This is a genomic window from uncultured Campylobacter sp. (assembly GCF_938039245.1).
Lineage (GTDB): Bacteria > Campylobacterota > Campylobacteria > Campylobacterales > Campylobacteraceae > Campylobacter_A.
Window position 1 is genome coordinate 15459 of record NZ_CALHVN010000002.1, and the last position, 25848, is coordinate 41306.

General features: G+C 44.3%; 29 protein-coding genes. 19 read left to right on the forward strand and 10 right to left on the reverse strand.

Annotated features, from left to right (window positions below):
- The first annotated feature begins 63 nt into the window (after positions 1 to 63).
- From Q0218_RS00375 to Q0218_RS00415, 9 genes are all read left to right on the forward strand, one after another.
- Positions 64 to 855, forward strand: a complete 792-nt coding sequence (locus tag Q0218_RS00375; protein WP_297965231.1) for a hypothetical protein — start codon at positions 64 to 66, stop codon at positions 853 to 855.
- A 7-nt stretch (positions 856 to 862) separates the two neighbouring features.
- Entirely contained in the window at positions 863 to 1171 is a 309-nt protein-coding gene (locus Q0218_RS00380) for a hypothetical protein (RefSeq protein WP_297965233.1), read from the forward strand.
- A 230-nt stretch (positions 1172 to 1401) separates the two neighbouring features.
- Positions 1402 to 2460 (forward strand): hypothetical protein, encoded by a 1059-nt coding sequence (locus Q0218_RS00385; protein ID WP_297965235.1) that lies wholly within the window; start codon positions 1402 to 1404, stop codon positions 2458 to 2460.
- Positions 2461 to 2464: 4 nt separating this feature from the next.
- Positions 2465 to 3220 (forward strand): TerB family tellurite resistance protein, encoded by a 756-nt coding sequence (locus Q0218_RS00390; protein ID WP_295143579.1) that lies wholly within the window; start codon positions 2465 to 2467, stop codon positions 3218 to 3220.
- A 622-nt stretch (positions 3221 to 3842) separates the two neighbouring features.
- On the forward strand, positions 3843 to 5381 hold the full coding sequence (gene purH, locus Q0218_RS00395) for a bifunctional phosphoribosylaminoimidazolecarboxamide formyltransferase/IMP cyclohydrolase (protein ID WP_297965237.1): 1539 nt from the start codon (positions 3843 to 3845) through the stop codon (positions 5379 to 5381).
- Between the two features lie 390 nt (positions 5382 to 5771).
- Positions 5772 to 5948: a hypothetical protein gene (locus Q0218_RS00400; protein ID WP_297965239.1), complete on the forward strand. Its 177-nt coding sequence runs from the start codon at positions 5772 to 5774 to the stop codon at positions 5946 to 5948.
- A gap of 213 nt (positions 5949 to 6161) precedes the next feature.
- Positions 6162 to 7076, forward strand: a complete 915-nt coding sequence (locus Q0218_RS00405; RefSeq protein ID WP_297965241.1) for an NTF2 fold immunity protein — start codon at positions 6162 to 6164, stop codon at positions 7074 to 7076.
- Positions 7077 to 7078: 2 nt separating this feature from the next.
- Positions 7079 to 7414 carry a hypothetical protein gene (locus tag Q0218_RS00410; protein WP_297965243.1) on the forward strand — a complete coding sequence of 112 codons (336 nt, stop codon included), beginning with the start codon at positions 7079 to 7081 and terminating at the stop codon, positions 7412 to 7414.
- Between the two features lie 264 nt (positions 7415 to 7678).
- Complete coding sequence (locus Q0218_RS00415; RefSeq protein WP_297965245.1) at positions 7679 to 7960, forward strand: hypothetical protein; 282 nt, start codon at positions 7679 to 7681, stop codon at positions 7958 to 7960.
- A gap of 191 nt (positions 7961 to 8151) precedes the next feature.
- Here the strand turns inward: Q0218_RS00415 and Q0218_RS00420 are convergent, their stop codons facing one another.
- From Q0218_RS00420 to Q0218_RS00430, 3 genes are read right to left on the reverse strand one after another with little or no spacing between them, the layout of a single operon-like run.
- A complete protein-coding gene (locus Q0218_RS00420) occupies positions 8152 to 8445 on the reverse strand; it encodes a metal-sulfur cluster assembly factor (protein ID WP_295142421.1) in 294 nt (97 codons plus the stop codon).
- Positions 8442 to 9644 (reverse strand): peptidase M50, encoded by a 1203-nt coding sequence (locus Q0218_RS00425; protein ID WP_297965247.1) that lies wholly within the window; start codon positions 9642 to 9644, stop codon positions 8442 to 8444. Before Q0218_RS00425 ends, Q0218_RS00420 begins: the two co-directional genes overlap by 4 nt.
- Before the next feature lie 8 nt (positions 9645 to 9652).
- Positions 9653 to 9991 carry a hypothetical protein gene (locus tag Q0218_RS00430; protein WP_297965249.1) on the reverse strand — a complete coding sequence of 113 codons (339 nt, stop codon included), beginning with the start codon at positions 9989 to 9991 and terminating at the stop codon, positions 9653 to 9655.
- 172 nt (positions 9992 to 10163) lie between these two features.
- On the opposite strand from Q0218_RS00430, the gene Q0218_RS00435 reads away from it, so the two are divergent.
- The 3 genes from Q0218_RS00435 to Q0218_RS00445 are packed head-to-tail and all read left to right on the forward strand — an operon-like array spanning position 10164 to position 11313.
- A complete protein-coding gene (locus Q0218_RS00435) occupies positions 10164 to 10481 on the forward strand; it encodes a TM2 domain-containing protein (protein ID WP_297965251.1) in 318 nt (105 codons plus the stop codon).
- Positions 10482 to 10484: 3 nt separating this feature from the next.
- Entirely contained in the window at positions 10485 to 10895 is a 411-nt protein-coding gene (locus Q0218_RS00440; RefSeq protein WP_297965253.1) for a TM2 domain-containing protein, read from the forward strand.
- Positions 10885 to 11313: a TM2 domain-containing protein gene (locus Q0218_RS00445; protein ID WP_297965255.1), complete on the forward strand. Its 429-nt coding sequence runs from the start codon at positions 10885 to 10887 to the stop codon at positions 11311 to 11313. Before Q0218_RS00440 ends, Q0218_RS00445 begins: the two co-directional genes overlap by 11 nt.
- Before the next feature lie 125 nt (positions 11314 to 11438).
- Here Q0218_RS00445 and Q0218_RS00450 read toward each other — a convergent pair whose 3' ends face one another.
- The 5 genes from Q0218_RS00450 to Q0218_RS00470 form a co-directional block, all read right to left on the reverse strand.
- Positions 11439 to 11621: a hypothetical protein gene (locus Q0218_RS00450; RefSeq protein ID WP_297965257.1), complete on the reverse strand. Its 183-nt coding sequence runs from the start codon at positions 11619 to 11621 to the stop codon at positions 11439 to 11441.
- A 633-nt stretch (positions 11622 to 12254) separates the two neighbouring features.
- On the reverse strand, positions 12255 to 13409 hold the full coding sequence (ftsZ, locus tag Q0218_RS00455) for a cell division protein FtsZ (RefSeq protein WP_297965259.1): 1155 nt from the start codon (positions 13407 to 13409) through the stop codon (positions 12255 to 12257).
- 15 nt (positions 13410 to 13424) lie between these two features.
- A complete protein-coding gene (gene ftsA / locus Q0218_RS00460; protein WP_297965261.1) occupies positions 13425 to 14855 on the reverse strand; it encodes a cell division protein FtsA in 1431 nt (476 codons plus the stop codon).
- A gap of 12 nt (positions 14856 to 14867) precedes the next feature.
- On the reverse strand, positions 14868 to 16331 hold the full coding sequence (locus tag Q0218_RS00465; protein ID WP_297965262.1) for a peptidylprolyl isomerase: 1464 nt from the start codon (positions 16329 to 16331) through the stop codon (positions 14868 to 14870).
- A gap of 127 nt (positions 16332 to 16458) precedes the next feature.
- The gene (locus Q0218_RS00470; protein ID WP_295142398.1) at positions 16459 to 17046 is read right to left on the reverse strand and encodes a class II aldolase and adducin N-terminal domain-containing protein; all 588 of its coding nucleotides are present in this window, start codon (positions 17044 to 17046) and stop codon (positions 16459 to 16461) included.
- Positions 17047 to 17100: 54 nt separating this feature from the next.
- Between Q0218_RS00470 and rsmH the strand changes: the two genes are divergently transcribed.
- Both rsmH and Q0218_RS00480 read left to right on the forward strand, forming a co-directional pair.
- Complete coding sequence (rsmH, locus tag Q0218_RS00475) at positions 17101 to 18033, forward strand: 16S rRNA (cytosine(1402)-N(4))-methyltransferase RsmH (RefSeq protein ID WP_297965264.1); 933 nt, start codon at positions 17101 to 17103, stop codon at positions 18031 to 18033.
- Complete coding sequence (locus Q0218_RS00480) at positions 18023 to 18307, forward strand: hypothetical protein (protein ID WP_297965266.1); 285 nt, start codon at positions 18023 to 18025, stop codon at positions 18305 to 18307. The genes rsmH and Q0218_RS00480 overlap by 11 nt, the downstream gene beginning before the upstream one ends.
- Here Q0218_RS00480 and Q0218_RS00485 read toward each other — a convergent pair whose 3' ends face one another.
- Positions 18308 to 18817, reverse strand: coding sequence for a hypothetical protein (locus Q0218_RS00485; protein ID WP_297965267.1), 510 nt, complete (start codon positions 18815 to 18817; stop codon positions 18308 to 18310).
- Positions 18818 to 18947: 130 nt separating this feature from the next.
- On the opposite strand from Q0218_RS00485, the gene Q0218_RS00490 reads away from it, so the two are divergent.
- From Q0218_RS00490 to Q0218_RS00500, 3 genes are all read left to right on the forward strand, one after another.
- The gene (locus Q0218_RS00490; protein WP_297965269.1) at positions 18948 to 19802 is read left to right on the forward strand and encodes an aminotransferase class IV; all 855 of its coding nucleotides are present in this window, start codon (positions 18948 to 18950) and stop codon (positions 19800 to 19802) included.
- A 151-nt stretch (positions 19803 to 19953) separates the two neighbouring features.
- Positions 19954 to 20427 carry a DUF523 domain-containing protein gene (locus Q0218_RS00495; RefSeq protein WP_297965404.1) on the forward strand — a complete coding sequence of 158 codons (474 nt, stop codon included), beginning with the start codon at positions 19954 to 19956 and terminating at the stop codon, positions 20425 to 20427.
- Positions 20428 to 20434: 7 nt separating this feature from the next.
- Positions 20435 to 20752 (forward strand): hypothetical protein, encoded by a 318-nt coding sequence (locus Q0218_RS00500; protein WP_297965271.1) that lies wholly within the window; start codon positions 20435 to 20437, stop codon positions 20750 to 20752.
- Positions 20753 to 21528: 776 nt separating this feature from the next.
- Here the strand turns inward: Q0218_RS00500 and Q0218_RS00505 are convergent.
- Positions 21529 to 23598, reverse strand: coding sequence for a M15 family metallopeptidase (locus Q0218_RS00505; protein ID WP_297965273.1), 2070 nt, complete (start codon positions 23596 to 23598; stop codon positions 21529 to 21531).
- A 50-nt stretch (positions 23599 to 23648) separates the two neighbouring features.
- On the opposite strand from Q0218_RS00505, the gene Q0218_RS00510 reads away from it, so the two are divergent.
- Together Q0218_RS00510 and Q0218_RS00515 are read left to right on the forward strand one after the other, a co-directional pair.
- A complete protein-coding gene (locus tag Q0218_RS00510; protein ID WP_297965275.1) occupies positions 23649 to 24971 on the forward strand; it encodes an AAA family ATPase in 1323 nt (440 codons plus the stop codon).
- Positions 24968 to 25471, forward strand: a complete 504-nt coding sequence (locus Q0218_RS00515; protein WP_297965277.1) for a hypothetical protein — start codon at positions 24968 to 24970, stop codon at positions 25469 to 25471. Before Q0218_RS00510 ends, Q0218_RS00515 begins: the two co-directional genes overlap by 4 nt.
- Positions 25472 to 25848: the final 377 nt, after the last annotated feature.

Here is a 25848-nt window from a genome sequence, read left to right on the forward strand (position 1 = left end):
GCATATAGCTTAAGCCGCGCCGCGCGATTTTAGCGGCTAATTTTACTAAATTTAAGGCGAAGTGTGATAGTAATTAGCGATTTTACCGAGCTTGACGGCGATCCCAGCTACGGCGGTATAAATGCTGCCGATTTTGGCGCGAGTAAATTTTGCTTTAGCGTAGGTGCGCTAGCAAAGCTGGTCGCAGTCTGGGGCGACGAATATGAGGACGAGGAGCCCGGTTTTAAACTCTACGGCTTTGATCGCAAGCTAAAATTTAGCCTAAATGAGCCGATAATCTATGCTAAATTTGAACCTCGCGCGGCTCAAATTTGGCTTGCCAGGCGAGATAGCGCAAAACGGATAGATATTTTGATTTACGGTTACGGCGGCGAGCTGAGGGCAAATTTAGCACTACCTGATGAACTTGAAAATTCAGGCGTCTGGATGGATGAGCTGCCGCAAACGGGCGGTATGGCCGTAGGTCTTGGCGCGGGGCAGGACGGCTCTAGGTCGTTTTTGTTGCAGGCAAACGAGAGCGGATTAAATTTAACCGCCAAGCTCGAGGACGATTTTAGTTTTTTGTTCGTTACGGCCGGCAAAAAGGACGAGCGCGGAGGAAACTACGCGCCTGATGATAAATTTGGCAAAGAGCTAGAAGACGCGTCAAAACGCAAATGCCAAAACGAGCAAATGCGCAGGCAAAAATGCATTTTGGGCGGCAACGCAAAAGAGCCCAAAAGTCAAATAAGCAATCAACCGCGCGATCTAAAAAATAACTTCGCGCGCGAAGCGGTGCTGCTAAATTTATACGAGCAAGAAATCGCCGTATCAAGCTATCCGCAGCTAGAGCAGCTACGTAAATTTAGCTTCTGACGAGATCGTGCTAGACGGCGAGGCTCGCGGATTTATGCTAGGCGGTATCGTGCCGCTTAACGACCGAATTTGGGTCGTGCGCGACGACGGATATTTTAGCCACTATCTTTTTGACGCGAGCAAATTTGAGTTTATCGCCGAGATCGCTCTGACGGGCTTTGAGCCTAAAATAGACGGCGCAGGCGAGATAACGTCGCAAATTTGCGATTTAGACTGCTTTGAGGGCAAATTGATATTTACGCGCTACGAGCTAGGTGAGCCGGATCGCTATTTTGAAGCGGACGCAGCAAAGGTGTCGGCGTTTATGCAAATTTAAAGCCGATTTCGTAAGCTTAAAGACTAAAATTTAAGCCGTTTTAACGTTTTTGAGGCGAACTTAAAATTTAATAAGTTTAAAAAGGCTAAAATTGAAGCTAGCCTAATGCTTTTAATCAAATTTAGCAAGCTAAATTTGGACGGCTCAAAGCCGAATAATCAAAAAAGGAGACGAAAAACAAAACGGCTTTAGGCGCAAACGAATTTATAAATCAACGAAAGGAAAAGTAGATGTCTTGGAAAGACTTTTTAAACAACAAAGAGGACGAGCAGCTGCAAAAGGAGGGCAGAGGAATGGATCAAAAAAGCGTAGCTAAGCCGCCGGTGCTATTTAGCGAGACGCAGCAGGTATTAAAAGAAGTCGAAGCTAAACTGGGCGGCACGCTCATCACATACTACAACTCAAACGCGGGCAGCGTCTGCGGCAACGACGCGAGTGCGATGTATGAAATTTTAAAGGGCAAAAAGATAGAAAACGCGTTTTTGTTTATCAAAAGCGACGGCGGCAGCGGTATCGCAGCGCTTCGTATCATCAGCACTCTGCGAAACTACTGCAAAAACATCACCGCCCTCATCCCCGCTAACTGCGCGTCGGCCGCGACGATGATGGCGCTTGGCGCAAACGAGATAGTGATGGGTCCGCTAGCGTATCTAACCGCCGTCGATACCTCGCTAAAGCACGCGATGAGCCCGATAGATAACGGCAACGAGCGCGTTAGCGTGTCGATGGACGAGTTAAACCGCGTGATAAAACTGTGGAAAATGCACGAGAAAGACAACGACGAAAACCCGTATAAATCGCTATACAACTACATCCATCCGCTGGTTTTCGGCGCAGTAGACCGCGCTAGCTCGCTCTCGCTAAAGATTTGCTGCGAGCTTTTGCGCTACCACATGAACGACGAGGCAAAGATCCAAAACATCTCCGAGCGCCTAAACAGCGACTATCCGGCGCATGATTATCCGATACTTTTCCGCGAGGCCGAGGAGATCGGACTGCACGTGCAAAAGATGGACAACGAGCTAAACGAGATGCTGCAAGAGCTTACGCTTCTTTACTCCGAGATGGGGCAGCGCGCCTTTACCGACTATGACGAGAATAGCTATCACGACAACAACATCGCAAACATCATCGAGGCAAACGGCAAGCAGATTTATTATCAGATCGACAAAGACTGGTTTTATCGCCCCGACGAGCGCCGCTGGAACGTGATGAACGACGAGAGCTCGTGGCGCAAGAACGAGCTAGTAGGCGGCAAACTCAAAAATACGATTTATCATTTATGGTGATATTTTGAGTTTCATTTTTTGGTTTTTGATATTTTACGGGATTTATTATCTGGTTTCAAATTTTAGTCAAAATCCCGTAAATTTAGGCGGCTCGCAAAAAAAGGCGATGTTTGAAGAGGCTAAATTTTTAGTTAGCTTGCTTGCTAAAGTCGCCAAAAGCGACGGCAGGGTAAACGAGCTAGAAGCTCGCCTCATCAGCGAGACGCTAGACGATATCACGCTACGGCTCGGTAACGACGCAGCGATGAGGGCGGAGCTAAAGCAGATCTATAACCGCGAAAAAGAGACGGTGCATAATGCTTATTTTATCGCGCGACAGTACAAAGATCGCTTCCGCCTTAGTCAAGACGCCGCGGCCGCGAAGCTATCTTTTTTACTAAATTTGGCCTATATAGACGGCGAATTTAGTAAAAGCGAGCATAACGTCATCGAGCAGATCGCTTTGGGATTTGGACTTAACGAGATCGATTTTTGGTCGATTTTAAAGAGATTTGACGATTTTTACGGGCAAAGGCGGCAAGATAGGGGAGGCCGAAGCGATCCGTACGTAAAACGCGCTAAAAGCCCTTACGACGTGCTTGGACTAAAAGAGGGTGCGCCGTTTGACGAGGTAAAGAAACGCTACCGCGAACTCGTAAAAAAATATCATCCCGATATCCTTATGGGGCGCGGCGAGAGCGAGGAGATGATAGAAAAGAGTACTCGTAAGCTACAAGAGATAAATGAGGCGTATGAAACTATAAAACAACGTGCGGCTTAGAGGCTTGTCTCGCGAGCGCTTTTGAACGAGCTTAAAATTTTCTCCCTCGATGAACTACGCGTTCTATCTTCGGTCGAAAATTTTGGCGCAACGTCCAAAATCGTCTCACGATACTTCGCCTTTTAAATTCGTAAATTTTAGCCAGGTTTTTGTAAAATTCAGCCAAATTCCGGTGCGGTATTTTCTACTTCGCTACGCTCGTAGCCGCGAGCGGACGAGATGGGTTTTGCAAAGTATCAAAAAAGCACCCAAAAAAAACAAATCGGGAATAATCGGGCGCATTATTTTTCGCTTTACTTCACGCTTCGCGTTCGTAACGAGACTTCGCTACGAGGATGCGAGGCGGGTTTTAAATTTTACTCGGTCATTACCAGCTCGGTAACTTCCGTCGTAAAATTGAAAACTGCTGCGTCTAAATCAAAAATATTTCGCCTTTAGGTTTTTAAAATTTAGACAAATTTCTGTAAAATTCAGCCAAATTTCGGTGCGGTATCTTGCGATGAATTTAAATGTTGCGACGAAATTTTCGACCGAAGATAGAACATATAATTCATCGAGGGAGAAAATTTCTAGCTCATTTAAAGGCGCGCAAGAGACAAGCCGGCAAAAGAAAGGAATATAAATGAGAGCACTAATCAGCGTCAGCGACAAAGAGGGTATCGTAGAGTTTGCAAAAGGACTTGAGCGACTCGGTTTTGAGATATTAAGCACGGGCGGCACGCACAAACTGCTAAAAGAACAGGGCGTAAAGGCGGCCGAAGTGAGCGAATACACGGGCTCGCCCGAGATGTTTGAGGGGCGCGTGAAAACCTTGCACCCAAAGATTCACGGCGGGATCTTGCACAAACGAAACGATACAAATCACGTGAGCCAAGCCGCACAACACGGCATCGGCGGCATCGATCTGGTCTGCGTAAATTTATATCCGTTTAAGCAAACCACCATCCGCACCGATGATTTTGACGAGATTATCGAAAACATCGACATCGGAGGTCCTGCGATGGTGCGATCGGCAGCTAAAAACTTCGCTAGCGTTTACATCGTCACTAGCCCGCTTGATTATGACGAGGTTCTGCGCGTCATAGGAGGCGCGGACGAGAGCGAGAAGGCTACTTTTAGGCGAAATTTGATGATAAAAGCCTACGAGCACACCGCGGCATACGACTCTATGATTGCAAACTACATGAACGAGCGCTTTAACGACGGTTTTGGCGAGATGAAATTTATCGCCGGCAGCAAAGTGTTTGATGCGCGCTACGGCGAGAACCCGCACCAAAAGGGCGCGCTATACGAGTTTGATTATTTTTTTAGCAACAACTTCACCGCGCTAAAAGGCGAAGCTAGCTTTAACAACATCACCGATATAAACGCCGCTTTGGCGCTAGCAAGCAGCTTTGACGCCGCGCCTGCGGTCGCCATCGTCAAGCACGCTAACGCTTGCGGTTTTGCCGTAAAATCAAACCTACTAGAAAGCTACGTCGAAGCGCTAAAATGCGATCCCGTCAGCGCATACGGCGGAGTCGTCGCGATAAACGGCACGCTAGACCGCGCTTTGGCCGAGAAAATCAACGAAATTTACGTCGAGGTCATCATCGCCGCAAACGTGGATGAGGACGCGCTTGCGGTATTTGAAGCCAAAAAACGCATCAAAATTTTTACCCAGGGCAATAAATTTTTACAACGCGCAAACGACAAATACGACTTCAAACACGTTGACGGCGGCTTTGTCTATCAGCAAAGTGACGAGGTGAAAGCTAGCGAGCTAGAAAATATGAAACCACAAACCGCGCGCGCAGCCAGCGAGGCCGAGCTAAAAGACCTCGAGATCGCGTGGAAGGTCGCGGCGCTTACGAAAAGCAACTGCGTCGTCTACGTGAAAAACAGCGCCGTGGTCGCCATCGGTATGGGTATGACTAGCCGCGTGGACGCCGCGCGTGCGGCCGTGGCTAAGGCGCGCGATATGGGGCTTGATTTGCGCGGTTGCGCGCTTGCTAGCGAGGCATTTTTCCCTTTTCGCGATAGCATCGATATCGCAAGCGAGGCGGGCGTGAAGGCCGTGATACAGCCTGGCGGCAGTATCCGCGACGACGAGGTCGTGCAGGCGGCAAACGAGCACGGCATGGCAATGTATTTTACGGGCGTACGCCACTTTTTACACTAAAATTTGATCGTTTTTGCGGCGGGCAATTAGCTACGCCGCTTTGTTTTATTTGCTTTATCAGGCTTAAATTTGCAAATAGCGGTAAAATTTACGGCTTCCATACTCTTTTAAATTTAGTTTATATAAACCCACGCAAATAGCTGCGCTAAGATGTAAAAAGAGAAAACTCATATGCTAAAAGAAAATATTAAAAACGAAACAGAAAAGCTAGCTCCAAATCCGTTTAGACAAAATACGGATGAGGTTGCGGAAATTTTAAACAAGCTAAATATAAATAAATAAAGTTGCTTCGCGCAGTTATATCTTACTTACACCGGGCCTTTTGACCCGATTTTTCAGGATGTAGAGATACTGGAAATCACGGACATCCCTAGCCCTAATATCATAGAAATGACGGAATATTTTCGCGAGCATTTTTTGCTACCTCAAAGGTATATAGCTCTTAGCGACGATGCTTTCGGGATAGTTTGCGTCTATGATATAAACAGCGATAGAGTGTTTGAAATAGATATGAACGAAGTGGATACTTTAGACGATTTTAGCGGCATCGCGAATTTAAAACGGTGAGATAGTTTTGAGCGATTTTTAGACGATTTTTTTACGCAGAAATAGCGGTAGCTTAAGCCTTGGCACGGGTACGGTAAATTTAAGCAGATTTTGATTAAAATTTAGGCTGATTTTTAAATTTTTGGGTTTGTCGGTAAATTTACGTTAAGCCAGACAAAGTCGCCGCACAGAGTAAACAAGCCGCTGCGGGATGAATTAAATTAAAGGAAAATTATGGTAGCTTATAATCGCCCTATTACCTTAGAAGCCGCGCTCAAGGAAGTAACCCAGGAGCGCTTTTGCAAGGGGCATCATTACAAGGATGTTGCCCTGACCGACGAGATGGTTGAACAGATCGTACAAGTAAAGTCGTTGGTCAATATGGGATTTATCAATACCGCGATTACCGATGAAGCCCTCCAATACTTAGCAACTTTGCCCAAACTAAAACTCCTTATCTTAGAGGATAATAAGCAAGTTACAGGCGAAGGCTTTAAGTACTTTACGGGCAAACCTATTGGTCATATCTCGCTGGACGGTTGTCCCGTAACTGATGAGACACTAAAAATCGTCTTGCAAGTACCACGCCTGAAGTCTCTTTCACTAAAGAGAACACGGGTTACTTTTGAGGGGCTAATGGCAGTAGCACACTACAACAAGGTGAGTTTCTACCTTGACAAACCTTTCACTGCCGAGCAGATAAAAGCCTTTGAGCAGGCGCAACGTACGGCAGGGAAAAAGAAACCAACGGCAACCCCTACCGATGATCTGCCCATCGTAAAGCAATTACTCTTAGATTTCTTTGCGGCAATGACTGAGTGGGAGGCCTTTGCTGCCAAGAATGATGATACAGAAGAGGGTGAGCTTTTGGTAGAGGAAAAATGCAAAGCCCTCTTCCAAAAGTATTGTACCGACAAGCGCAGGGCGGGCTATCGTCCTGAAGGAATTCATTTTTCACTAAATGAAGGCGGTACTTATGGAGCGCATCAAATCATTGATAGCGAGACATTGACCAAGAATAAAATATACCTCTATACCCAAGACAGACATAATTGTCAGTTTCGCTTTCTTATCATCAGAAAAGAGGGTGAGTGGAAGATTGACGAATGCCAAAGGCACGATGGGGGCTGGAGCAAATACGGACTATAATAATGAAAACAGCAAAACAACTTATAGAAGACGAACTTCAGAAAACAATTCATCAGCTTAAAGATATTTCTCTTTTGCAAGAGGAGAAACAAACACTTGTAAGCTATAAAAAGGAGTTAGAGCAGCTATTGTTTCTTAAAAAACTTTCAGATACGTATTATTTGGAACCTGCAGCTATAGAGAGGATTATTGTATTGCCTCCGCCTCGTACGGATTTTGCTAGTTTTCGCATAGTAGATGATGCCGAAACGGAAGAAAAACAATGGTGGGAGGAGTTAAAGATAGAAAATGAACCCCTTTGGCTTTGTGAAGGAGATATTTTGATTAAAAAAAGATAATCTAGCAAAATAAATACGATGAGAGATATATCCCAAGCGCCTCAGCATCAGCTGCTAGAAAATAGAGCCATTGCGGGATAATAAATTTTACAGAATCACCTTAGAAAAAGCAACTAAATGAACGCCTTATAAAAAAGATTAGAAGAAATAGGAACCAAGCCCCATGAAAACGGTTTGCATGACGCAATAGTATATAAAGACGCAAAAGACCAATGTTATTGGATTTACAACCGCTATTCTCATTGCGAATGGCTTAAGCACTATATGGTGCACTATGCGGTGGTTAGCCGGGAAGAGGCTATTGAGAAATTAGCTCAAAATAGCCTGTTTGCAGCCCCGCCTAAAGACCTTGAGAATTTATTTTTCATTACGCATGAGCTTACCTATCATTACGCAATGGAGATAGCCAAAGGGCGTATGTATTGGCAGGACGCAATACCCTGCGATACTAATGATTTTCAAGAAGAACACGATGCTTGGTACGAACAAACCAAAGAAAAATATCGCTTAAACGAAGAATACGAGACGATTAAATTTAAAGACTAGGTTTGGGGAAAATAAAAGCAAGCAAAGAATGCTAAATAAGCTAGGTAAATTTAAGCTCTCGTTTAAAATGCCGCCGTCCTCGCGCTAGTTCAAATTTTACGCCCGACGTTAGTCTAAACAAAACAAGCTTAAACGAACGGGCAGAGCGCAAAACTATCCCAGTAGGCTAAGACGGGGCAAGTAAGCCAAAACTACACTCCTAGCTGCGCCTTTACCTCGTCGCTAGCCATCTCGATACTCCACGCAGGCTCCCATACGAGGTCTATCTCGCACTCTTTTACGCCGTCGACATTCAGCACCGCCGTCTCTACCCAGCCCAGTATCATCTCGTGTAACGGGCACGAGCGCGTAGATAGCGTCATCGTGACTTTTGCTTTGCCGTTCTCGTCGCAAACTGCGTCGTAAATCAGCCCCAATGACACGATATCAAAGCCAACCTCGGGATCGACGATGTTTGAGAGCGCGTCGTAGATTTTTTCTTTCATTTTTCTTCCTTTACTCCAAATTTCGTAAATTTAAAAACATTTATCATATTTATAGCGACTAAAACGATACTAACGAGCAAGCTAGCCACGCCGCAGTGCGCGAGCGATTTTATCTCCAGCCAGACTCCAAGCTCGTAGAGCGCAAGCCCAACGGCGTTAAAGCCGATGCCGATATACGCGGGCTTTTTAAGGATCATCTGATCTAGCAGCGGCACCTTTGTTTTACCGACAAAGGGCGCCACGTAGTGATACCAGATGAGAAACGGCGCGATCTTGTAAAGATGAGCCGCGATGAAGGCGAACAAAAAGCCGTAAATCAGCATAAACACCGCCATATCGTATCTATCCGCCGCGATAAATGCGCAAAATAGCACGAAGGCCGCGAGCGAAAGAGCGATATTGACATTCCAGTAGTCATACGCTTTGCGAACGCGCTTTTTTAGGATATGTAGCGCCTCGGCGACAAAGCAAACGATCGCTGCTCCAAACGCAAAGTACGCATAAACTTCGCTAAAAAAGAGCAAAACGCCGGCAAAAATATAAAATCCAAAGGCAAATTTGCTAAGTGTAAATTTTAGATCGTGCGCTAGGGCAAACATCGGTAGCAGCACGGTCGCCACGCCTACGATGATGAAAAAAACAAAGCCGAGTACGAAATAGACGTGAAATTTAAGCGCAAACATAAAATCCATCGGCAAAGTGCCAGAAAGTATCATCAAAAGGCAAAATCCAAGCGAGATGCCCGCGAGTAAAAATATCGCCGAAACAAAAAGCATAAACGCCGCGAAGCTCTTTTTTTCATTATCCATAAAGCTAACGATATAGGTCGTGCCAAAAAACAGTAGTGCCAGGAAAAGCGCCATGCCGCCGCCATGTATAAAGCCCGTCTTGCCGCTGATCATCCCGTAGCCCATCGCAGCGATCCCTAAGCAGTAGACGGCTAAATTTAGCATCGCGCCTTTGATCGTCGAAAACGGCTTTTCTAAAATCACCGAAGTGAGCTGATAAAGCGCGCCGATGATGACGCTCATAACAAAGCCGACGAAAAACACGTGTAAAAACCCCGCCGTCTCAAGCCCCGCTATCATCTCAAAATCAGCCGCGAAAAAAGCGGGAATGCTCGCGATCAAAAAGCAAATGCCCGCGATAAAATAACCGCCCACTAGCTTAAAAGGCGGCGCAAAGGTGTTTAAAAGCATAGCCTATCTCAGTGGCAAAGGCTTGTGTCTACGTTTTTGACGTCCGCGCATTGCTTTAGGCTAAAGGTCATCTTAACCGCCCCACCCTCTAAATCCTCCCGCTCGACGTCAAACTGCTCCGCAATTTTAGGGATTAGTCCGGCTGGAAATTTGTGATTTACCATCACGATTTTGGTGTTTTGGTTTGCAAATTTGATCGCTACCAGCGCATTTACCATAGGCTCTGGCGGTACGCACGGACGGCTGTCAAAACCGACGAAATCCACGCCGCCTTGGCTATATCTATAAAACGGAACCGTCGCGCCTTCGGCGTTAAACTGCTCGGCACCTTTGAAAAAATCGCTCATTTTTTATCCTTGTTTTAAATTTGGATAATTATACTCTTATTTTACGCGCAGGCGTCTTGACCTTGCTTAAGTAGTTTGGATTAATATACTGCAACATAAAATAAATAAAATTTCAATTTATTTTAAGCGGGGGGGGTAAAATACGCCTACAAATTTAACGTAAAGGATAAAAATGAGTTTATATCTTGCTTTAAAAGATAAGCTTCCAAACGATGCTTTTTATATGAAGGATAAGCTAGACGACTTAAGCGACGACAAGGCAAGAGCCGTATCGATATTAAATTTAAAAAGCCCGGTAGTCGGCTTGGCGCTTGGACTTTGCTTTGGGACTTTTGGCGTGGATAGATTTTATAAAGGCGATATTTTGCTAGGCGCTTTAAAGCTTATAACGCTCGGCGGCCTCGGTTTTTGGGCGTTAGCGGATTTATATTTCGTCTATAACGGTATCAAAAAAGATAATCTAGAACTATTAAATTCAGCTATCATGTAAAAAATGAAAAATATACTGCTAATAAATGAATTAAAATCGAGGCTACCGTCAAATTTATATACCGAGCTCGTGATGAGTAAAAGGCTCGAGGAGCTAAACGATACCCAAAGCTCGCAGCTGGTAGCCGATGCGTCGTATATGAAAAAACCGACTTTAGTTTGGGTTTTTGCTTTGTTGTTCGGGTGTTTTGGAGGGCATAGATTTTACGTAAACAGCCCGGTAATCGGCATTGTTTTTATAGTGCTTACGTTTTTGGTATTTGCCGCAGCCGTTCCTCGTCCAGACTCTGGCATAGACAATTTATTTACGCTTATTTTGTTAGCCGCGATCATAGACGGCGTGCTGCTATCTAAAAAAATAGCGGCTAAAAACTACGAAAAAGTAGCGCATATACTAGAGAAAAATGCCCGTTAAGCAGCTTGGCAAATTTCCAAAATACAGTTTATATTTGGTAAAGGATAAATTTAACTCGCTAAACGAGAGACAGCAAGAAGCATTAAATTTAACCAACTTTAAAAATCCGTTCGTCACGCTTGCTTTGGGGCTATTTTTAGGAGTGATTGGAGCCGATAGATTTTATATCGGCTCTATCGGTATCGGCGCTTTAAAGGCGCTTGCGCTATTTTTTATATTTGCGGCAGTCGGCGTCATAGAGGCGGTTTATGAGGGCAAAGCGATGAGTGATAGCGAGTATATCGTCGCCCTAGGTATTGCCGGGTTTGTTTTAATGTTTTATTTTGTCTTAGCAGTCGTTGATGCATTTTTATCTTTTAAGGCTTACAAAGAGAAAAATTTACAAACTCTCGTCGAAATTTTGGAAATTTATAAATAAAATCTCGCCTAAAAATAAACCGAGTCCCCGCTAAGATAAAATCAAAAGTAGACCCAAGCGGTATAAGGCTCAAAAGATGCCGAATTTATCGCTGGGCGGTAGCGACGGTACAATCTCTTACCGCCTTAGCAGTACTGCTTGTAACCTTTATCGCAAAGCAGTTTTTTACCCTCTTGTTTTAGGATTTCGTTTTTACTCTCGCCCTTATAGGTCGAGTTTTGGTCGCTGCCGACCTTTTGTCCGTTTACATAGATGTCCGCTGCAAATAATCCCGTCAAAAACGCCAAAAAAATCAAAATTCGCTTCATAAATCGCTTTCAATCAAATTTAATCTCCAAGATGCAAGCAAATCGCAGTCCAAATTTAAGGACGAGAACGTAAAATTTAGGACTTTATCTTGCGATAAATTTTAAATCTTAGCATCATTTTTGAAAAACGACGTATGTAATTTAAATTTGCTACCGCCCGCAGTAGTTTATGTCTCTATGGTTTTAAATTTATAAATTTACGCGTCGCTCAAATTTGATATACTAGTATGTGCCGCAGACCGACTCGGTTACGCCTAGACCGCGCCGGCCTAAAAATCTCCTTCTATACTTTGTCGGCTCTTTAGTCACATTTTGCGTGCGTCAAGTAAGGTATATTTGCCGCCATATAAATTTAACTCGTTTGTCTTGATTTTGTATGCGTCTTATATTTGCCGTCTGGGTCGGTAAAGCTATGTTCGTAAAAATTTTAACTTTTAAAAAGCGTTTGCATTTGTTTAAGGCGGGCTTAGTAGGACTCTTGGTTTAAGGCATTTGGCATGCGCTTTCTTTTGGGTTTTGCAGATTACGGAATTTTATCAAGGAGCGTTAAATTTTAAGATTAATTATTTTTGATTTGCGCTACGCAATGCTGTATGATTAAATTTAGAAAGGATTGGAAGACCAATCCTTTTGTTAATCCATCTGATTTCTGATGTAAGTCGGAGCGTCCAATACCGCAGATGCTTCTTCGCTGTTGTAGCCACCGCTTACTTTTAGCTGACTTATTCTTTGCTCTAGGTATGGATTTCTAGAATTTAAAGACGTTTGACTGGGGGTAGGTGCCGGAGCAGGAGCTTTTTCCTCCTTGCCTTTAAAACCGGTTGCTATGATGGTAACTTGAACTTTATCCTCCATACTCTCGCTACTCGTAGTGCCTAGTATAATGTCGGCATCGTCATCTACGCATGCTCTAATGATGGCCATCGCATCGTCTATATCGCCAAACGGGCAGTCCGGATGAAATTTGAAGTGTACTAGGATGCCTACGGCTCCATTTATGGTAACGTCGCTTAATAACGGAGACTGGATAGCGTTTTTAACGGCTTCTTGAGCTGCGCCGTCGCCGTTTGATTCGCCTATACCTAGTAAAGCCATGCCGCGATGTTCCATGACTTTTTTTACGTCGGCAAAGTCGGAGTTTATGTCGCTATCGCCGGATTCTAGCACGATAGTACACATACCGCTGACTGCGCGCGCTAAAACGTCATCAACTATTTTAAAGCTTTCTTTGATACCGGCTCTTTTATCTATGATGCTTCTTAACTTTTGATTTGGTATTACGATTATAGAATCAGACTCTTTTTTTAGCTCATCAAGACCCTTTTGGGCTAGGTTATAGCGCTTTTTACCCTCGAAATCAAACGGCATCGTAACGACGGCGACCGTCAAAGCACCGATATCTTTAGCTATTCTAGCTATCACGGGAGCTGCGCCGGTACCGGTTCCCCCGCCTAAGCCGGCAGCTATGAAAACGATATCTGAATACTCTAAAATGCTGGTTATCTCTTCTTCGCTTTCTAATGCAGCTTTTTTGCCTACGTCAGGTTCCATGCCTGCGCCAAGCCCTTTGGTAATCTTTTCTCCAAGCTGCAGCTTAGTAAATGCAGATGAGCTACCCAGTGCCTTTATATCGGTATTTGCGACGATAAGATCTATATCCATCTCATCGCCTTTTTCTCTTATGATATGATTTATCATATTGCAACCGCCGCCGCCTACGCCTATAACCTTTATCTTTGCGCCGTATGAAGACTTTTTCTCTTCAACCGTGAAGTTACCCTTATCCATTTACCCAAATCTCCTTTAAAATAGTTGTGTTATTTTGTTCCAAAGTACGGAAAAAAAGCTAGGTTTCTTTTCTTTTTTGTCGTTTAAATCTTCGTTTAGTTCATCTTTTAGCGTTCTATCGTCGTCTATCCTTAAATCATCTATATAGCTATCATCTAGCGTCGTCCCTTTAAAAATTTTCTTATCTAACTCTTCTACGCTTTTTGCGCCGCTATCGCTTTGTGTAGCGATATCTTTAAAATTTTTGTTTTTAACTACTACCTCATCTTTATAGCGCATCTTTTTCTCGGAGTCTATCTCATAGGGCGTAAAATATCCCGCACCGTACATACAAAGCCCGATCGCGCAAGAATTTGCCGGATCTCTTAGTATCTCGTAAAGCCCCTCCATCTCTTTAGGCTTTGCTATGCGTACGGGCATATTTTTAAAAAAAACATCTGCAAATTCTTTAATGCCCTCAAATTTAGTCATACCCCCGGTTAGGACTACGCCTGCGGCTATGGACGACTTGTATCCGCTATCTTCTAGCATTTTGGCTAATATCATAAGCGTCTCTTCTATCCTTGCGTATATAACTTTTGAGATAACGTCAAGCGAAACCTCTTGAGTTTTGCCGTCATCGTTGATAGGCGGTATCTCTACTAATTCGTTAGCTTTGGCGGTATCTAGAAGCACGCCGTAGTTTAGCTTTATCTCCTCGGCTTTTAAGATCGGCGTGTGAAGCGCAGCCGAGAGGTCGTTGGTAATATTTGCCGAACCTATACCTAAAAACTCGTTGTATCTTATCGAATTTCCGGAATGTACTATCATATTGCAAGTAGCTCCGCCCATATCAATTAGAGCTACTCCTAGATCCTTTTCATCCTGATTTAAGGTAGCAATAGCCGAAGCGTAGCTGGAAAGTACGATATTATCAGGTTCGACGCCGGCTAAATTTAACGCTTTTCTAAGGTTGCTTAGAGATGATTTTTGCGCCATTATGATATGCGTTTGCACCTCAAGCCTGCTACCGTTCATACCCAAGGGATCTTCTATGTGCTCTTGGTCGTCTACTTTAAAATTATACGGCAGTATATGAAGCTTTTCGTAGTCGCTATGAATTTGCGCTCTTCGCTCGGATTCAGACATTGAGCGCTGTATCTCTTTTATACCTATTTCATACGTCGGGATATTTACCACCCCGTTGCTCTCTACGCTTTTGGTGTAGGCTCCCGATATCGATACTACCACCTTTTCATATCGAGTGCCGGCTATCCTCTGGGCATCGACTAAGGCGCTTTTTATTGATTTTGAAGCCAGTTCGATATTGGTTATCACGCCTTTTTTTATGCCCTGCGTTTTGGCATTTCCTATGCCGATTATCTTTAGACCCGTGTCGTCGTGTTGCGCTATTACGGCGCAAATTTGAACCGAGCCTACGTCAATACCTAAAATTTTAGTACTCAAATCAATACCTTTTTATTTTTTACTAACGTAATATTCTACTTTATATCTCTTGGCTAGCGCCGTACTCAAATCTCTCATCAGTTCGCTATTTTTTAGGTAGCTTGATTGCTGGGCGATGATGTCTTTATATTCGCTCTCTTTATCGCGATTTATTAAATTTTGCTCTAGTATTTCGTATACCACAGCTTTATTATCAATAATTACGTAGTCTTTTTTAGCGCTTTTGCCAAATAACTTGCTAACAAATACGTTAAATTCTCCTTCCGTTAGTCCGCCTTGAGCTTTTATGGCGTCTCTGCCGATAAAGCCTATGTCAATGCCTTTAAAGCCGTTTTTAAGTAGTTCTTTTGCTTTAGCTTCCACTATTTCTTTAGTTTTTTGTTCTTTGTAAAGCTCTAAAATTTGCTCCCTAGCTTCCTCGAAATTCATTACTCTTGGAGCTATTACCTCTTTTACTTTTACTATCATATACCCATCGTCGTATTCAAACGGTTTTAGCGTTTCGCCGGTTTTGACGAGTTTTAGTTCATCTATAGGTAGACTTGCGTTATCTTCCAGAGTCGAGATAGTCGTGCCTGCTTCGCTCTCGCCCTTTTTAATTTTTAAATACTCTTCTAGCGCGATTTTTTTAGTTTGCTTTAGGTTAAAGTCCTTTAAAACCTCGTCTTTAACCGCTTCAAAATCTTTTATTTTGTCGTCGCTACCTTTATACTCGTTTTTATTTTCGTCATAAAACGCTCTTAACTCCGTAGCATTTGCTTCGCTGGTTATGGCTGGGATAAATTTAGTATCGAGCTTAAACTCCGTCACGGTTTTATACTCGTTTTTATGTTCTTCCCAGAGCTTTTTTACGGCATCTTCGTCTACTTTTATCTCATCGGCGTCGGCCTCTACGACTTGCATGGAGATTCTATCTTGCATTAAATAACTCGCCAAAAGCATATCGGTATCTTGCTTTTTGGTCGGGATATTTAGCGCGTGTCTTAGCTTGTCTAGCAGGATTACGTTTTTTAGGCTTTCTTCGTATTCGCTCTGAGGTATTCTAGCTCTTTTTAGCGTATTTTTATACAGCTCTTTATCAAATTTGCCGTTAGTATGGAAATTTTGATCAGCGATGATATATTTTACTATATCTTCGTCGTTAACTCCAAGACCCAAATCATCGGCAAAATTTAAGAATAACGCGTCGTTTACTAACGATTCTAAAGCCAAATTTTCAAGCTTAAGATTAGCAGCTTCTTCTTCGCTTAAATGTCCGTCGGCGAGCTGGCTATAATATGCGTGAAATTGTCCGTATTTATTTTGAAACTCTTGGATGCTTATATTTCTGTGTCCTACTTTTGCGACGGAGCCGGAACGGCTTGCGTTGAGATCATAGGCTCCCCAGCCCACGAAACCCGCCCCGACGAAAGCTATCGTGCTTATCCATATCGTCACGACAAGGTATTTTCTGTGTTTTTGCATCCAAGTTATCATTTAAATTTCCCTTGTAAATTTCATAAAAATTTTATGCAATATTTTACTTAAATTTCGTAAATATCACCTTAAAAACGAGGTTTGAAGGCAAAATTTTTAAGTCGCGATAATACAAACTAAACTTTGCCTAATTATTTTGCGATTCGTAAGAATGCGCGATGCTTAGCAGTTTGCAAGTATTTTCAAGGATTGCGACGTCTTTTGCCAGCTGATAAGGTGTCCTACTATGCACGTATACGCCGTATCCTTTAATAACCATCACGTTAGTTTTGTTTTCTAGCATATAGCGATATATCTCGGTATCGGCGCGCTCGTACCAGTCCTCAAACTGCTTTGGATCGTATATGGGTATCTCGCTGCGTCTCATATAGCCAAAGTAATCCCTCGGTCGTATAAAGGCGTGCCCTAGGGTGTATGCTGTTAGATAGTGCGGCATGGCGTAGCAGACGTATTTGGCCTCGTTTATATTTTTATATATATTTAGATGGATATCCGCATCTATACTCGCGTCGTTCCAGCGGTAATCCCTTTTGGAATTTAGCATTATCAAGTCTTCTTCTCTAACGTTATCAAAAATCGTCGTTCTTTTATTTATCAAAAAAGAATCATGCTGAATTCTAGCCGAAATAGAGCCGTGAAAGACGCCGAAAAAGTTCTTTCTAAACATCGAAAGAGCGATATTGCTGATCTCGCTTGCGCAGTATTTTAAGTCCATTTTAACCTTTTATAAACTTTTTTTGTTATTATACACAAAAAATAAAGGCTAAATTTGAACTCCCCACACGTTCCAGTGCTACTTGATGAAGTTTTGCGAGCTTTTGAGGATATAAAAAGCGGCGTGATCGTCGATTGTACGCTCGGATACGGCGGGCATTCCGGCGCGATTTTAGAGCAAAATCAAAACGTAAATTTGATAGCCTGCGATCAAGACGAAGAAGCGATCAAATTTAGCTTTGAAAGACTGAAAAAATTCGGTCAAAGAGCGCAAATTTTTAAGAGTAAATTTTCAGAAATTTTAGGTAAAGTAGAGCAGGGTCAAATTCGCGGTATCCTAGCCGATATCGGCGTTTCGTCGCTACAGCTAGATAAAAACGAGCGAGGATTTGGCCTAAAAAGCGAAAATTTAGATATGCGCATGGACTCGCAGGCTAAATTTTCAGCTTACGACGTCGTAAATTCTTATAGCGCATGCGAGCTAGAGCGTATATTTGCTGACTACGGCGAGCTACCAAACCCTGCTAAATTTGCCGCTAAAATCGTAGAAGCCAGGCAAAACGGCGAGATAAAAAGCGCCGAGCGCCTCGCGCAAATAATCGGCCTAAAGGGTATAAACGGACGCAGCGTTAGCGCGGCGACGTTAGCTTTCCAGGCGATAAGGATAGAGGTAAATAACGAACTAGGCGAGCTGCAAAATTTGCTCCAAAGCATCGAAGATTCGCAGATCGACGAGTGCGTTGTGGCGATAATCAGCTTTCACTCGCTAGAAGATCGCATCGTGAAAAATAAATTTAGGCAGTGGGCGCAAAACTGCATTTGTCCGCTGCAAGCTCTAAAATGCACGTGTGGAGGGGATAATGCGCTGGGTAAAATCGTTAGCAAAAAAGCAGTAACGCCATGCGTTGCCGAGATCAAGGCAAATCCGCGCTCAAGCTGCGCGAAAATGAGGATTTTTAAAATTTCAAGAGGTAAAAATGCAAGATAAAAACGAGATTTCGGAGTTTAGCGGCGTCGAACCGAAAAAGGAGCAAAATTTAGACTTTAGAACGTTAGTATCGGCGTATGCGGCGCTTTTTATCGCGCTTGCTTTGTTTTTGCCTAAAATTTACATCACGAATCAAATTTATTACATCAGTCGCGAAATCGGCGATCTAAGCGGTAAACGCGACGTCTTGCTAGAAGAAAACAGAGAGCTTCGCCTAAAGCTTGAGAGGATGAAGTATAAAAATCAAATTTTAGACCCGCTTACCTTAAAATAGCTAATTCCCCGCCTCAGACTGCGCGACTAGGCGCTCTAGGACGTACTGCTCCAAGTCCTTGCGCGGGATTTCGTTTTTTACCGCTTCATTGTAGATCATCTCGACTTTCGTGGAGTATTTTTCGTAGCTAAAATACGGAAAATGTACGCTCCAAGCCTTTTTTATAAGCTCTTTGCTAACGGCTTTTCTCGCCCAAATTTTAAACATATCAAAGCCGATAAAAACGGCCGCAGTGCTTAGTACCGCGCTAAGTATAGAGAGATGAAAATCAAGCTTGGTAAAAAGACGGTGCGTCAAAATCAGCAAAACAAAAAAAATGGCAAAGCACAAAAGCCCGTAAACTAGGTACGTCCTGGCGTAGCGAAATTTAAAATTTAGCTTGGCAGGATCAATCAACATGCCTTCGTTAAAAAGGCAGTTTGCCTCGAGTAGATCGCGAAACAGCACGGGTTGTTTTGAGATAACGAAGATATTTTCTAGGATCAATTTTTTTAGCGCGTTATTTTTCATCTTTCTGATTGTCCTTAAATTTAGCCCCAATTATATCAAAAACTTCGTAATCCAAGCTAAAATTTGGACTTAAGGCAACGCTTTTTTAAGAGTATTTGAGCTAAAATTACTTAAATTTTAAGGAGAAAAAATGAACGGAATAGTATATCTAAACGGCGAATTTATAGACGCGGTGGCGGCGAAAGTTAGCGCATTTGACCGGGGGTTTATCTTTGGCGACGGCATATACGAGGTCGTGCCGGTGCTAAACGGACGGCTAGTAGATAGGGAGGATTTTTGGGAGAGATTTGAGAGAAGTCTAGCTGCGATCGAGCTAAGCTTACCGCTTTCAAAGAGCGATTTTGGGGGAGTTTTAGAGGAAGTAGTCTGGCGAAACAACCTAAAAGAAGGCGGCGTTTATATGCAGATCACCCGCGGCGTCGCCGATAGGGATTTTAAATTTATAAAAGGCTTAAAGCCGACTTGTTTCGTGTTTTGCTACGAAAAAGATATCGTCGCAAACCCTGACGCCGCGACCGGTATCGAGGTCGTTAGCGTCGAGGATATCCGCTGGAAGCGCCGCGACATCAAATCGATCTCGCTTTTGGCGCAGTGCTACGCCAAAGAACAAGCCGTAAAAGCCGGCGCCTACGAGGGTTTTATGGTCGAAAACGGCTTTGTGACCGAGGCGACTAGCTCGTCTGCATTTATCATAAAAGATAACGTCCTGATAACCAAACCGCTCTCAAACGAGATTTTGCCAGGCATCCGCCGCAAGGTGATCCTTGGTTTTGCCGAAAAGGCGGGGCTAGAGATCAGGCAGCGACCGTTTACGATGCAAGACGTTTACGAAGCCGACGAGGTGTTTATCTCGGCTGCGACGCTACCGCTACTGCCCGTCGTCAAGGCCGACGGCAAGCCGATAAACGGCGGCAAAGTCGGCAAATACGTGCCGATACTAAGGCAGATGTATATAGATAAGATCAAAAAAGAGGCCGGGCTTTAGGCTAAAATTGACGTTTCGGGTCGGCTTTGCGTTTTCGCGAGTCGGCTCAAATTCGGCTAAATTTGACGAAATTATTTAAATCTGCCGTCCGAAGCGTTAGTAAATTTAAGCCGAAATAACGATTGTCGGACTATTAAATTTGAAACTAATGATGAAAAATAAACCAAAAATTTTAATCAGCGCCTGTTTGCTCGGCGAAAACTGCAAATATAACGGCGGCAATAACACAGACGCGATTTGCGCGGGCGAACTTGCCAAACTTAGACAAATTTACGAGCTAATCGCCGTTTGTCCGGAGAGTATTGGCGGACTAACGACCCCGCGCGAACCTGCCGAAATTTGCCCAAACGGACGGGTTTTAACCAAATTTAGCGGCTGCGACGTGACGGATAAATTTCTTTTAGGCGCGCAAATTTGCGCCGATATCGCTAGCAAAAACGGTTGTAAAATCGCTATTTTAAAAGAGCGAAGCCCAAGCTGCGGAAGCGGCGAGATATATGACGGAAGCTTTACCGGGCGACTCGTTAGCGGCGACGGACTAACCGCAGCGGCGCTAAAAAAGCTGGGCGTTCGCATCGTCGGCGAGAGCGCGCTTGGGGAGCTAAATTTAGAAAAAGAGACGTAAAACGGCCGTGTGGATAAATCTTAAAGATATAGCGGACGGCGCGAAATTTTATGCCGGAGCGGCGATTAGAATAATGCCCGTGCCGCGCGGGCTGGAGGAGGGAAATTTTATCCCTGAAGGCGGGCTTGTTTACCTTGTCTCGCACAATGCTTCGGATAAGAGTTATTTTAACTGCGTCTGCCTAAGCCGTGGTGAAGAAGTAAACGTGATCTGCCGCCCCTGGCGAAAGGTTAACTGCGTGCTTGGAAGCGAGATCAAGCGGATGTTTGAAAGTGAGTCGCAAGAGGCGTTTGTAAGTAAAAGCATCGAGATCGCGGTAAATTAAGCAGCTGAGGCTTGTTGGCAAAATTTGCTAGCGAGCGGCGCAAAAGTTGTTGTAAATTTGGGCGTATCAAATTTCTAGCGTGACTTTAAAAAAATGCCGCTTGAAATTTTATCTAAATTTTACGGTAAGATTTTCGGAGCCTTTAGCCTTGGCGCAATCAAATCGTAGCCAAATTCGACAAGAAATTTGCAAGCGGCATAAAATTTGTAGAAACGGTAAAAGCAACGACGGCAAAACGGCAAATCGCCGCCCTAAGTTTAAAAATAGCGGGTCAAATTTTATCACTCTTTGCCACGCTCGCGCAAAATTTACGAACTATAAAAATTATAAAACGCAGGCCAAATCAAGACCTCGTCGTTTCAGTCTCAAATTTAACCGCCCAGCCTATGCCAAAGCTAAATTTAACAAACAGCAAAAAGGGTAGCAAGCCTCTTGCAATCGCTTGCAAATTTTTGCCAAATATTAAAAAGCACGTAAACGCGAAAATGCCACGCTCGCCAAAATCAAACCGCCGAATTTATCCCGCTTTTACTAAAAATTTAGCCGAATTTGACGGTAACTTTAAGTCCGGTTTAGCTCAAATTTGCCGCCGAAGCGATAGATTTTTCGTGTCGTTTGCCTTAAATTTTACGCCAAAAAGCGGCAAAGCAAAATTTATTCGCACCTTCTTGATCGGAGCTTAAATTTACGGACAGTGACGCCTCGCTACCAGCCAAAACATAGCGATAAATTGGGGCCCAATTTGCCCAAATTTATCGTTAAAACCGCAGTCAAATTTATCTTAGATGCCCAAATTCCGGCCTATACTCGAAGTGCATCGTATCAAAGCTAACCCAGCGCCCGCCCCAGATGAAGCCGTGTTTTTCAAAAACGCGCACGATTTCCTCGGGGATTTGATTGCGGTAGCTGCCGTCCTTGCTCCAGCGCCAGTAGTCGCTCTTGTCGGTATTTATGTCGATTGCGATGCCGTAGGAGTGCGCGCTCTTGCGCTTGGTGCCCTCGATCACGCGCCAGTTAAAGGTGCCAGACGGATTGTCAAGAAACTTTAGTAGCTCCGGTTTTTTCGCCGTTAGCGCGTCAAGCTCGTTTGAGACGGCTTGCAGAGCTGCTGCCGCGCCGTTTTTGGAGTTAAATTTAAACGTTTTACCGCCGTGATTTTTTAGCCAAACGACATCGGTTAAATTTGCCTTTACTTCCGCCTCGCTCGCGCCGTAAATTTTATCCAAAAGCTCGTAGTTTCGGTATCTGCCGGCATCATTGCTAGGTAGCGATAGAGGCTTAAATAGCGGATAAGGCTGCGCAAAAGTATCCTCGACGTCGGCTAGATTTAGCAGACGGGCGGTATCTTTTGTCTCGCCGTCGTCAAATATAACCTTGCTGCCGTCCGTAAAAATCACATCGTTGCCGACGATTTTCACGCCGTAGGCTTTTTCGATCGCCGATTTTTTCGCGCGCGACGCCTCCTCGCCGCTAGCCACTTCAAAGGTATTCATCGAATTTATCCGCGAGACTAGCAAACGTTTTGGATCAATTCCCGCTACGTCCGAGCCGATTTTTAGCGTCGTAATCGCTATACCGCCGATCATGGCTCTGCCGTTATCTTTCGTGCGGATGCCCCAGACGTCGTGCACGGCGAGCGGCTCGTTTCCGCGCATACCCGCATAAAGCATGATGTGCCCGTTCATGTGAAATAGCGTTCTATACGGCACGGCTTGCGTTTTGATGACGTGCAGTTTTTCTTCCGCGCTTAAATTTGCTAAGCTCACGACCTTGCCGATTTGACCTTGCGCCTTTGAGTTTCGCGGTAGCCACACGCCAAAGCTACCGAGGAAATCCTGCAAAAACAGCGAGCAGTCGCGCTTGCCGCCAAACCCGCCCCAGCCGTAGCTTTGCCCTAGCAGCGATGACGCCAGCGCCCTTACGTTTTCGTCGCTAAATTTAAGCGGAAAGCGACTTGCGCTTTGTTTTGAGATCTCGTAGTTTTTTAGCCCGCTTTGGGTTTGGATTTTGCCGTAAAATTTAAACTGATCCTCGCTTTGAAACGGCAAAATAGCGCCTATGCGTCCGTAAAATAAAAAGTTGCCGTTTTTGTCGTAGACGGGCTCTTCGTCTTTGATAACGCTTAAAAATTTAGAGTTTTTTAGCTCCCGCACGGCGTCTGCGCTTAAAATTTTGATTTCAGTCGATTTTATCCAGCCCCAGGCCGCATCGCTACCCACAAACGCCCACGCTCCGTCTGCCGAAAAGTGCGAAACGTAAAGCGGATAACCGATCGAAACGAAAGAGAGCTGAGCGTAGTCAAACGGCAGCCCTTCGCCTGCGCGCACGGGATTATAAAGCACGGCCTCGTCGGTTGGTAGGTTTCGCAGACTCGCGTTTGCCGTCGTTACCGCAGGCAAAGAAACCTTGCCGAAGCTCTCTACGCTCGCGTTTTTGCGCACTTTTTCAAACCACTCGTTTGGGACTTTGCGCATATTTGAGAAAAAGTACTGCCTTTTTGACGTGTTTTTATAGTAATCTAGCGCCCAAAAAGCCTCTTTTGCACTCGTCGCGGGCGCTTTTAGATCAAGCGCGTTAAAGCGTTTTTGCAGCAGAGTTTCGCCGCTACTTTGCGCTTCAAAAGGCAGTATCGGCAGCGCATTTGCGTTTTGATCGACGTCAAATTTTAGATAACTGATGTGGCCTAAATTCTCATCCGCGCTCTCCTCGGGCATATCGTATGCGGGCGCGGCGTTAGCGCCTTGATCAGGTAAATTTACCGCGCTTGGCGCGTCTTTTGGCGATGCGCAACCGCCTAGCATCGCTAGCGCCGTCGCTACGGAAAATATAAATTTGTAAAATTTCAATCTAGCTCCTTAAAAATAAGCTATAATTTTACAAAAAAATAGGGAAATTTGTGTTAAACCAGCTGCTAGACATCTTAAAAAAATCAAACGTTTTTCTCACCGGGCGCGGCGGCGTGGGCAAAAGCCACCTCACGCAATCGGTCATCAAGCACTATAAAAGCGAGCTAAAAAACGTCGTGGTGCTGGGTAGTACCGGCATCGCGGCGGTAAACGTCGGCGGAGTGAGCGTGCATAGTTTTTTTAAATTTGGCATTTGCTCAAACCTCGAGGAGCTGCGCGGCTACGACCGCAAACAACGCGGAAAGCTTGGCGAACTAAAAAAGATGCTCGACGTCTGCGATCTCATCGTGATAGACGAGATCTCGATGATCAGCGCAGGGCTGATGGATATGATTTATTACCGCTTGATGAGCTCGCGATTCGTCGGGCGCGTGATGCTCGTGGGCGACTTTTATCAGCTGCCGCCCGTGCGAAAAAACGGCGATGAGGGCAGCTCGCTGTTTAAATTTCTTTATGCTTTTAACTCTAGCTCGTGGCATGAATTTGAGTTTAAAAATATCGAGCTAGTCATCTCAAAACGCACGAAGGATAAGAAATTTTACGATATCTTATCCATGCTTCGCATCGGGCGGCTGAGCCCCGAGGTGTTTGCCTATATCGAAAATTTACGCGTGCCAAGCGTGCAGGTAGATGACGATACGAGCGTGCTTTTTGGGCGAAATTATGAAGCGGACGAGCTAAATAACAAGATGCTCTCTAAACTGTCCGCGCCGCTTGAAAGAGCCGAGGCGTTAGTAGAAATTTACGATGAAAATTTAAACGAAGACGCGCTGGATCGCTGGATCGCAAACCTCTACGCGCCTGAAATTTTAAACATAAAAATCGGCGCGAAAGTTATATTTACGGTAAATAAATGGGGCGAGTACTATAACGGCGAGCGCGGGCAGATAATGCAAATTTTAAAAGACGGCGGCGAGATAAAAAGCGTCATCGTACAAAAAGCTGACGGTGAGATCGTCGAGGTGGAGCGAGCGAGATTTGATATGAGCGAGTTCGTGATGGAGGGCGAGAATCTAAAAGAGCGCGCAAGGGCGTCTTTGACCCAGTTTCCGCTAAAGCTAGCCTACGCGATCACGATCCATAAATCCCAAGGTATGAGCATCGAAAATTTAGTGTGCGACCTAAATCATATCTTTGCCAACGGGCAGCTCTACGTCGCGCTATCGCGGGCTATAGATCCCAAAAAGCTGAGGATATTTTACGGCAAATCTCGGCCGTTTAGAGAGTATTTGCAAAGCGTCGTTAAAATAGACGAAGAGGTCGAGAAATTCTATCTTGAAAACAAATTTGAAAACATTAAGGAAGACGTATGAAAAAGATTTTTGCGCTGGTTTTTGCCGCGGTTATGGCCTTTGCCGAGACGTTAAATGTCGATAATTTTGAAACCGATCTATACTCCAGAGACGCTAAAAGCTCGATCAAAAAAGTAAGCGTGAGCCTGCGTCTAGAGGGGCGAGACGTCGCGGACAACGAAGCATACGTGCTTGACGCGCTAAACGTCGTTATAGGCAGCTTTTACGTCGAGGATCTGCTAACCTCGCTGGGCAAGGAAAAATTTAAAGAAACTCTTGTTAAATATACAGCTAAAAAGCACTCCATAGATATCGACGAGGTGCTCATCATCTCGCTAAAAACCGTGCGCGAACCAAACATCGAAGAGTTGCTTGAAGCGCTAAAAAACGTCAAGACCACAGGCTCTAAAAGATCGCAAAAAGAGCAAGTCGAGGATATACTTAGAGGAAATAAAAATCAGCTTAAACCGATGGATTTAAATCAGATAGATGATTTTGGCAAGGATTTTGGCGAGCAGTAAAATTTGGGATTAAATTTATAAATTTTACTCACTGAGACCCGCACCTTTAAGGTGCTAAATTTGGTTTGGTCAAATTTGGATTTTAGTCTTTATTGTTAAGGGGGAAGGGGCTTGAATTACGAAGTCGCTCCCTTCCCCCTTAAAAATCCCCCAACCCCTACGACGTGAGATGTGGCGATATAGCTTTGCTCTACTAGCAAAGCGTCGCGAGTTTAAATTTAGCATTTTTGCGGTGCGGGTCTCGGTGAGTCAAATTTACAAATTTGACTTCAAATTTGAATAGAGAACAATAAGGCGAAGTATCGCGAGATGATTTTAAATGATTTCGTAAATTTCGTCCAAAGATAAGGCATGTAGCCTGTCGCAGGGCGAAATTT

What these genes read in the sequence shown, in the direction of transcription:
- Q0218_RS00445 (WP_297965255.1), top strand. Translation starts at nt 10,885, where the DNA reads ATGCCCGTTAAGCAGCTTGGCAAATTTCCAAAATACAGTTTATATTTG.
- Q0218_RS00450 (WP_297965257.1), bottom strand. Translation starts at nt 11,621, where the DNA reads ATGAAGCGAATTTTGATTTTTTTGGCGTTTTTGACGGGATTATTTGCA.
- Q0218_RS00410 (WP_297965243.1), top strand. Translation starts at nt 7,079, where the DNA reads ATGAAAACAGCAAAACAACTTATAGAAGACGAACTTCAGAAAACAATT.
- purH (WP_297965237.1), top strand. Translation starts at nt 3,843, where the DNA reads ATGAGAGCACTAATCAGCGTCAGCGACAAAGAGGGTATCGTAGAGTTT.
- Q0218_RS00440 (WP_297965253.1), top strand. Translation starts at nt 10,485, where the DNA reads ATGAAAAATATACTGCTAATAAATGAATTAAAATCGAGGCTACCGTCA.
- Q0218_RS00400 (WP_297965239.1), top strand. Translation starts at nt 5,772, where the DNA reads ATGACGGAATATTTTCGCGAGCATTTTTTGCTACCTCAAAGGTATATA.
- Q0218_RS00490 (WP_297965269.1), top strand. Translation starts at nt 18,948, where the DNA reads ATGAACGGAATAGTATATCTAAACGGCGAATTTATAGACGCGGTGGCG.
- Q0218_RS00495 (WP_297965404.1), top strand. Translation starts at nt 19,954, where the DNA reads ATGAAAAATAAACCAAAAATTTTAATCAGCGCCTGTTTGCTCGGCGAA.
- Q0218_RS00420 (WP_295142421.1), bottom strand. Translation starts at nt 8,445, where the DNA reads ATGAAAGAAAAAATCTACGACGCGCTCTCAAACATCGTCGATCCCGAG.
- Q0218_RS00435 (WP_297965251.1), top strand. Translation starts at nt 10,164, where the DNA reads ATGAGTTTATATCTTGCTTTAAAAGATAAGCTTCCAAACGATGCTTTT.
- ftsZ (WP_297965259.1), bottom strand. Translation starts at nt 13,409, where the DNA reads ATGGATAAGGGTAACTTCACGGTTGAAGAGAAAAAGTCTTCATACGGC.
- Q0218_RS00430 (WP_297965249.1), bottom strand. Translation starts at nt 9,991, where the DNA reads ATGAGCGATTTTTTCAAAGGTGCCGAGCAGTTTAACGCCGAAGGCGCG.
- Q0218_RS00405 (WP_297965241.1), top strand. Translation starts at nt 6,162, where the DNA reads ATGGTAGCTTATAATCGCCCTATTACCTTAGAAGCCGCGCTCAAGGAA.
- Q0218_RS00465 (WP_297965262.1), bottom strand. Translation starts at nt 16,331, where the DNA reads ATGATAACTTGGATGCAAAAACACAGAAAATACCTTGTCGTGACGATA.
- Q0218_RS00415 (WP_297965245.1), top strand. Translation starts at nt 7,679, where the DNA reads ATGGTGCACTATGCGGTGGTTAGCCGGGAAGAGGCTATTGAGAAATTA.
- Q0218_RS00385 (WP_297965235.1), top strand. Translation starts at nt 1,402, where the DNA reads ATGTCTTGGAAAGACTTTTTAAACAACAAAGAGGACGAGCAGCTGCAA.
- Q0218_RS00470 (WP_295142398.1), bottom strand. Translation starts at nt 17,046, where the DNA reads ATGGACTTAAAATACTGCGCAAGCGAGATCAGCAATATCGCTCTTTCG.
- Q0218_RS00485 (WP_297965267.1), bottom strand. Translation starts at nt 18,817, where the DNA reads ATGAAAAATAACGCGCTAAAAAAATTGATCCTAGAAAATATCTTCGTT.
- Q0218_RS00425 (WP_297965247.1), bottom strand. Translation starts at nt 9,644, where the DNA reads ATGCTTTTAAACACCTTTGCGCCGCCTTTTAAGCTAGTGGGCGGTTAT.
- Q0218_RS00515 (WP_297965277.1), top strand. Translation starts at nt 24,968, where the DNA reads ATGAAAAAGATTTTTGCGCTGGTTTTTGCCGCGGTTATGGCCTTTGCC.
- Q0218_RS00480 (WP_297965266.1), top strand. Translation starts at nt 18,023, where the DNA reads ATGCAAGATAAAAACGAGATTTCGGAGTTTAGCGGCGTCGAACCGAAA.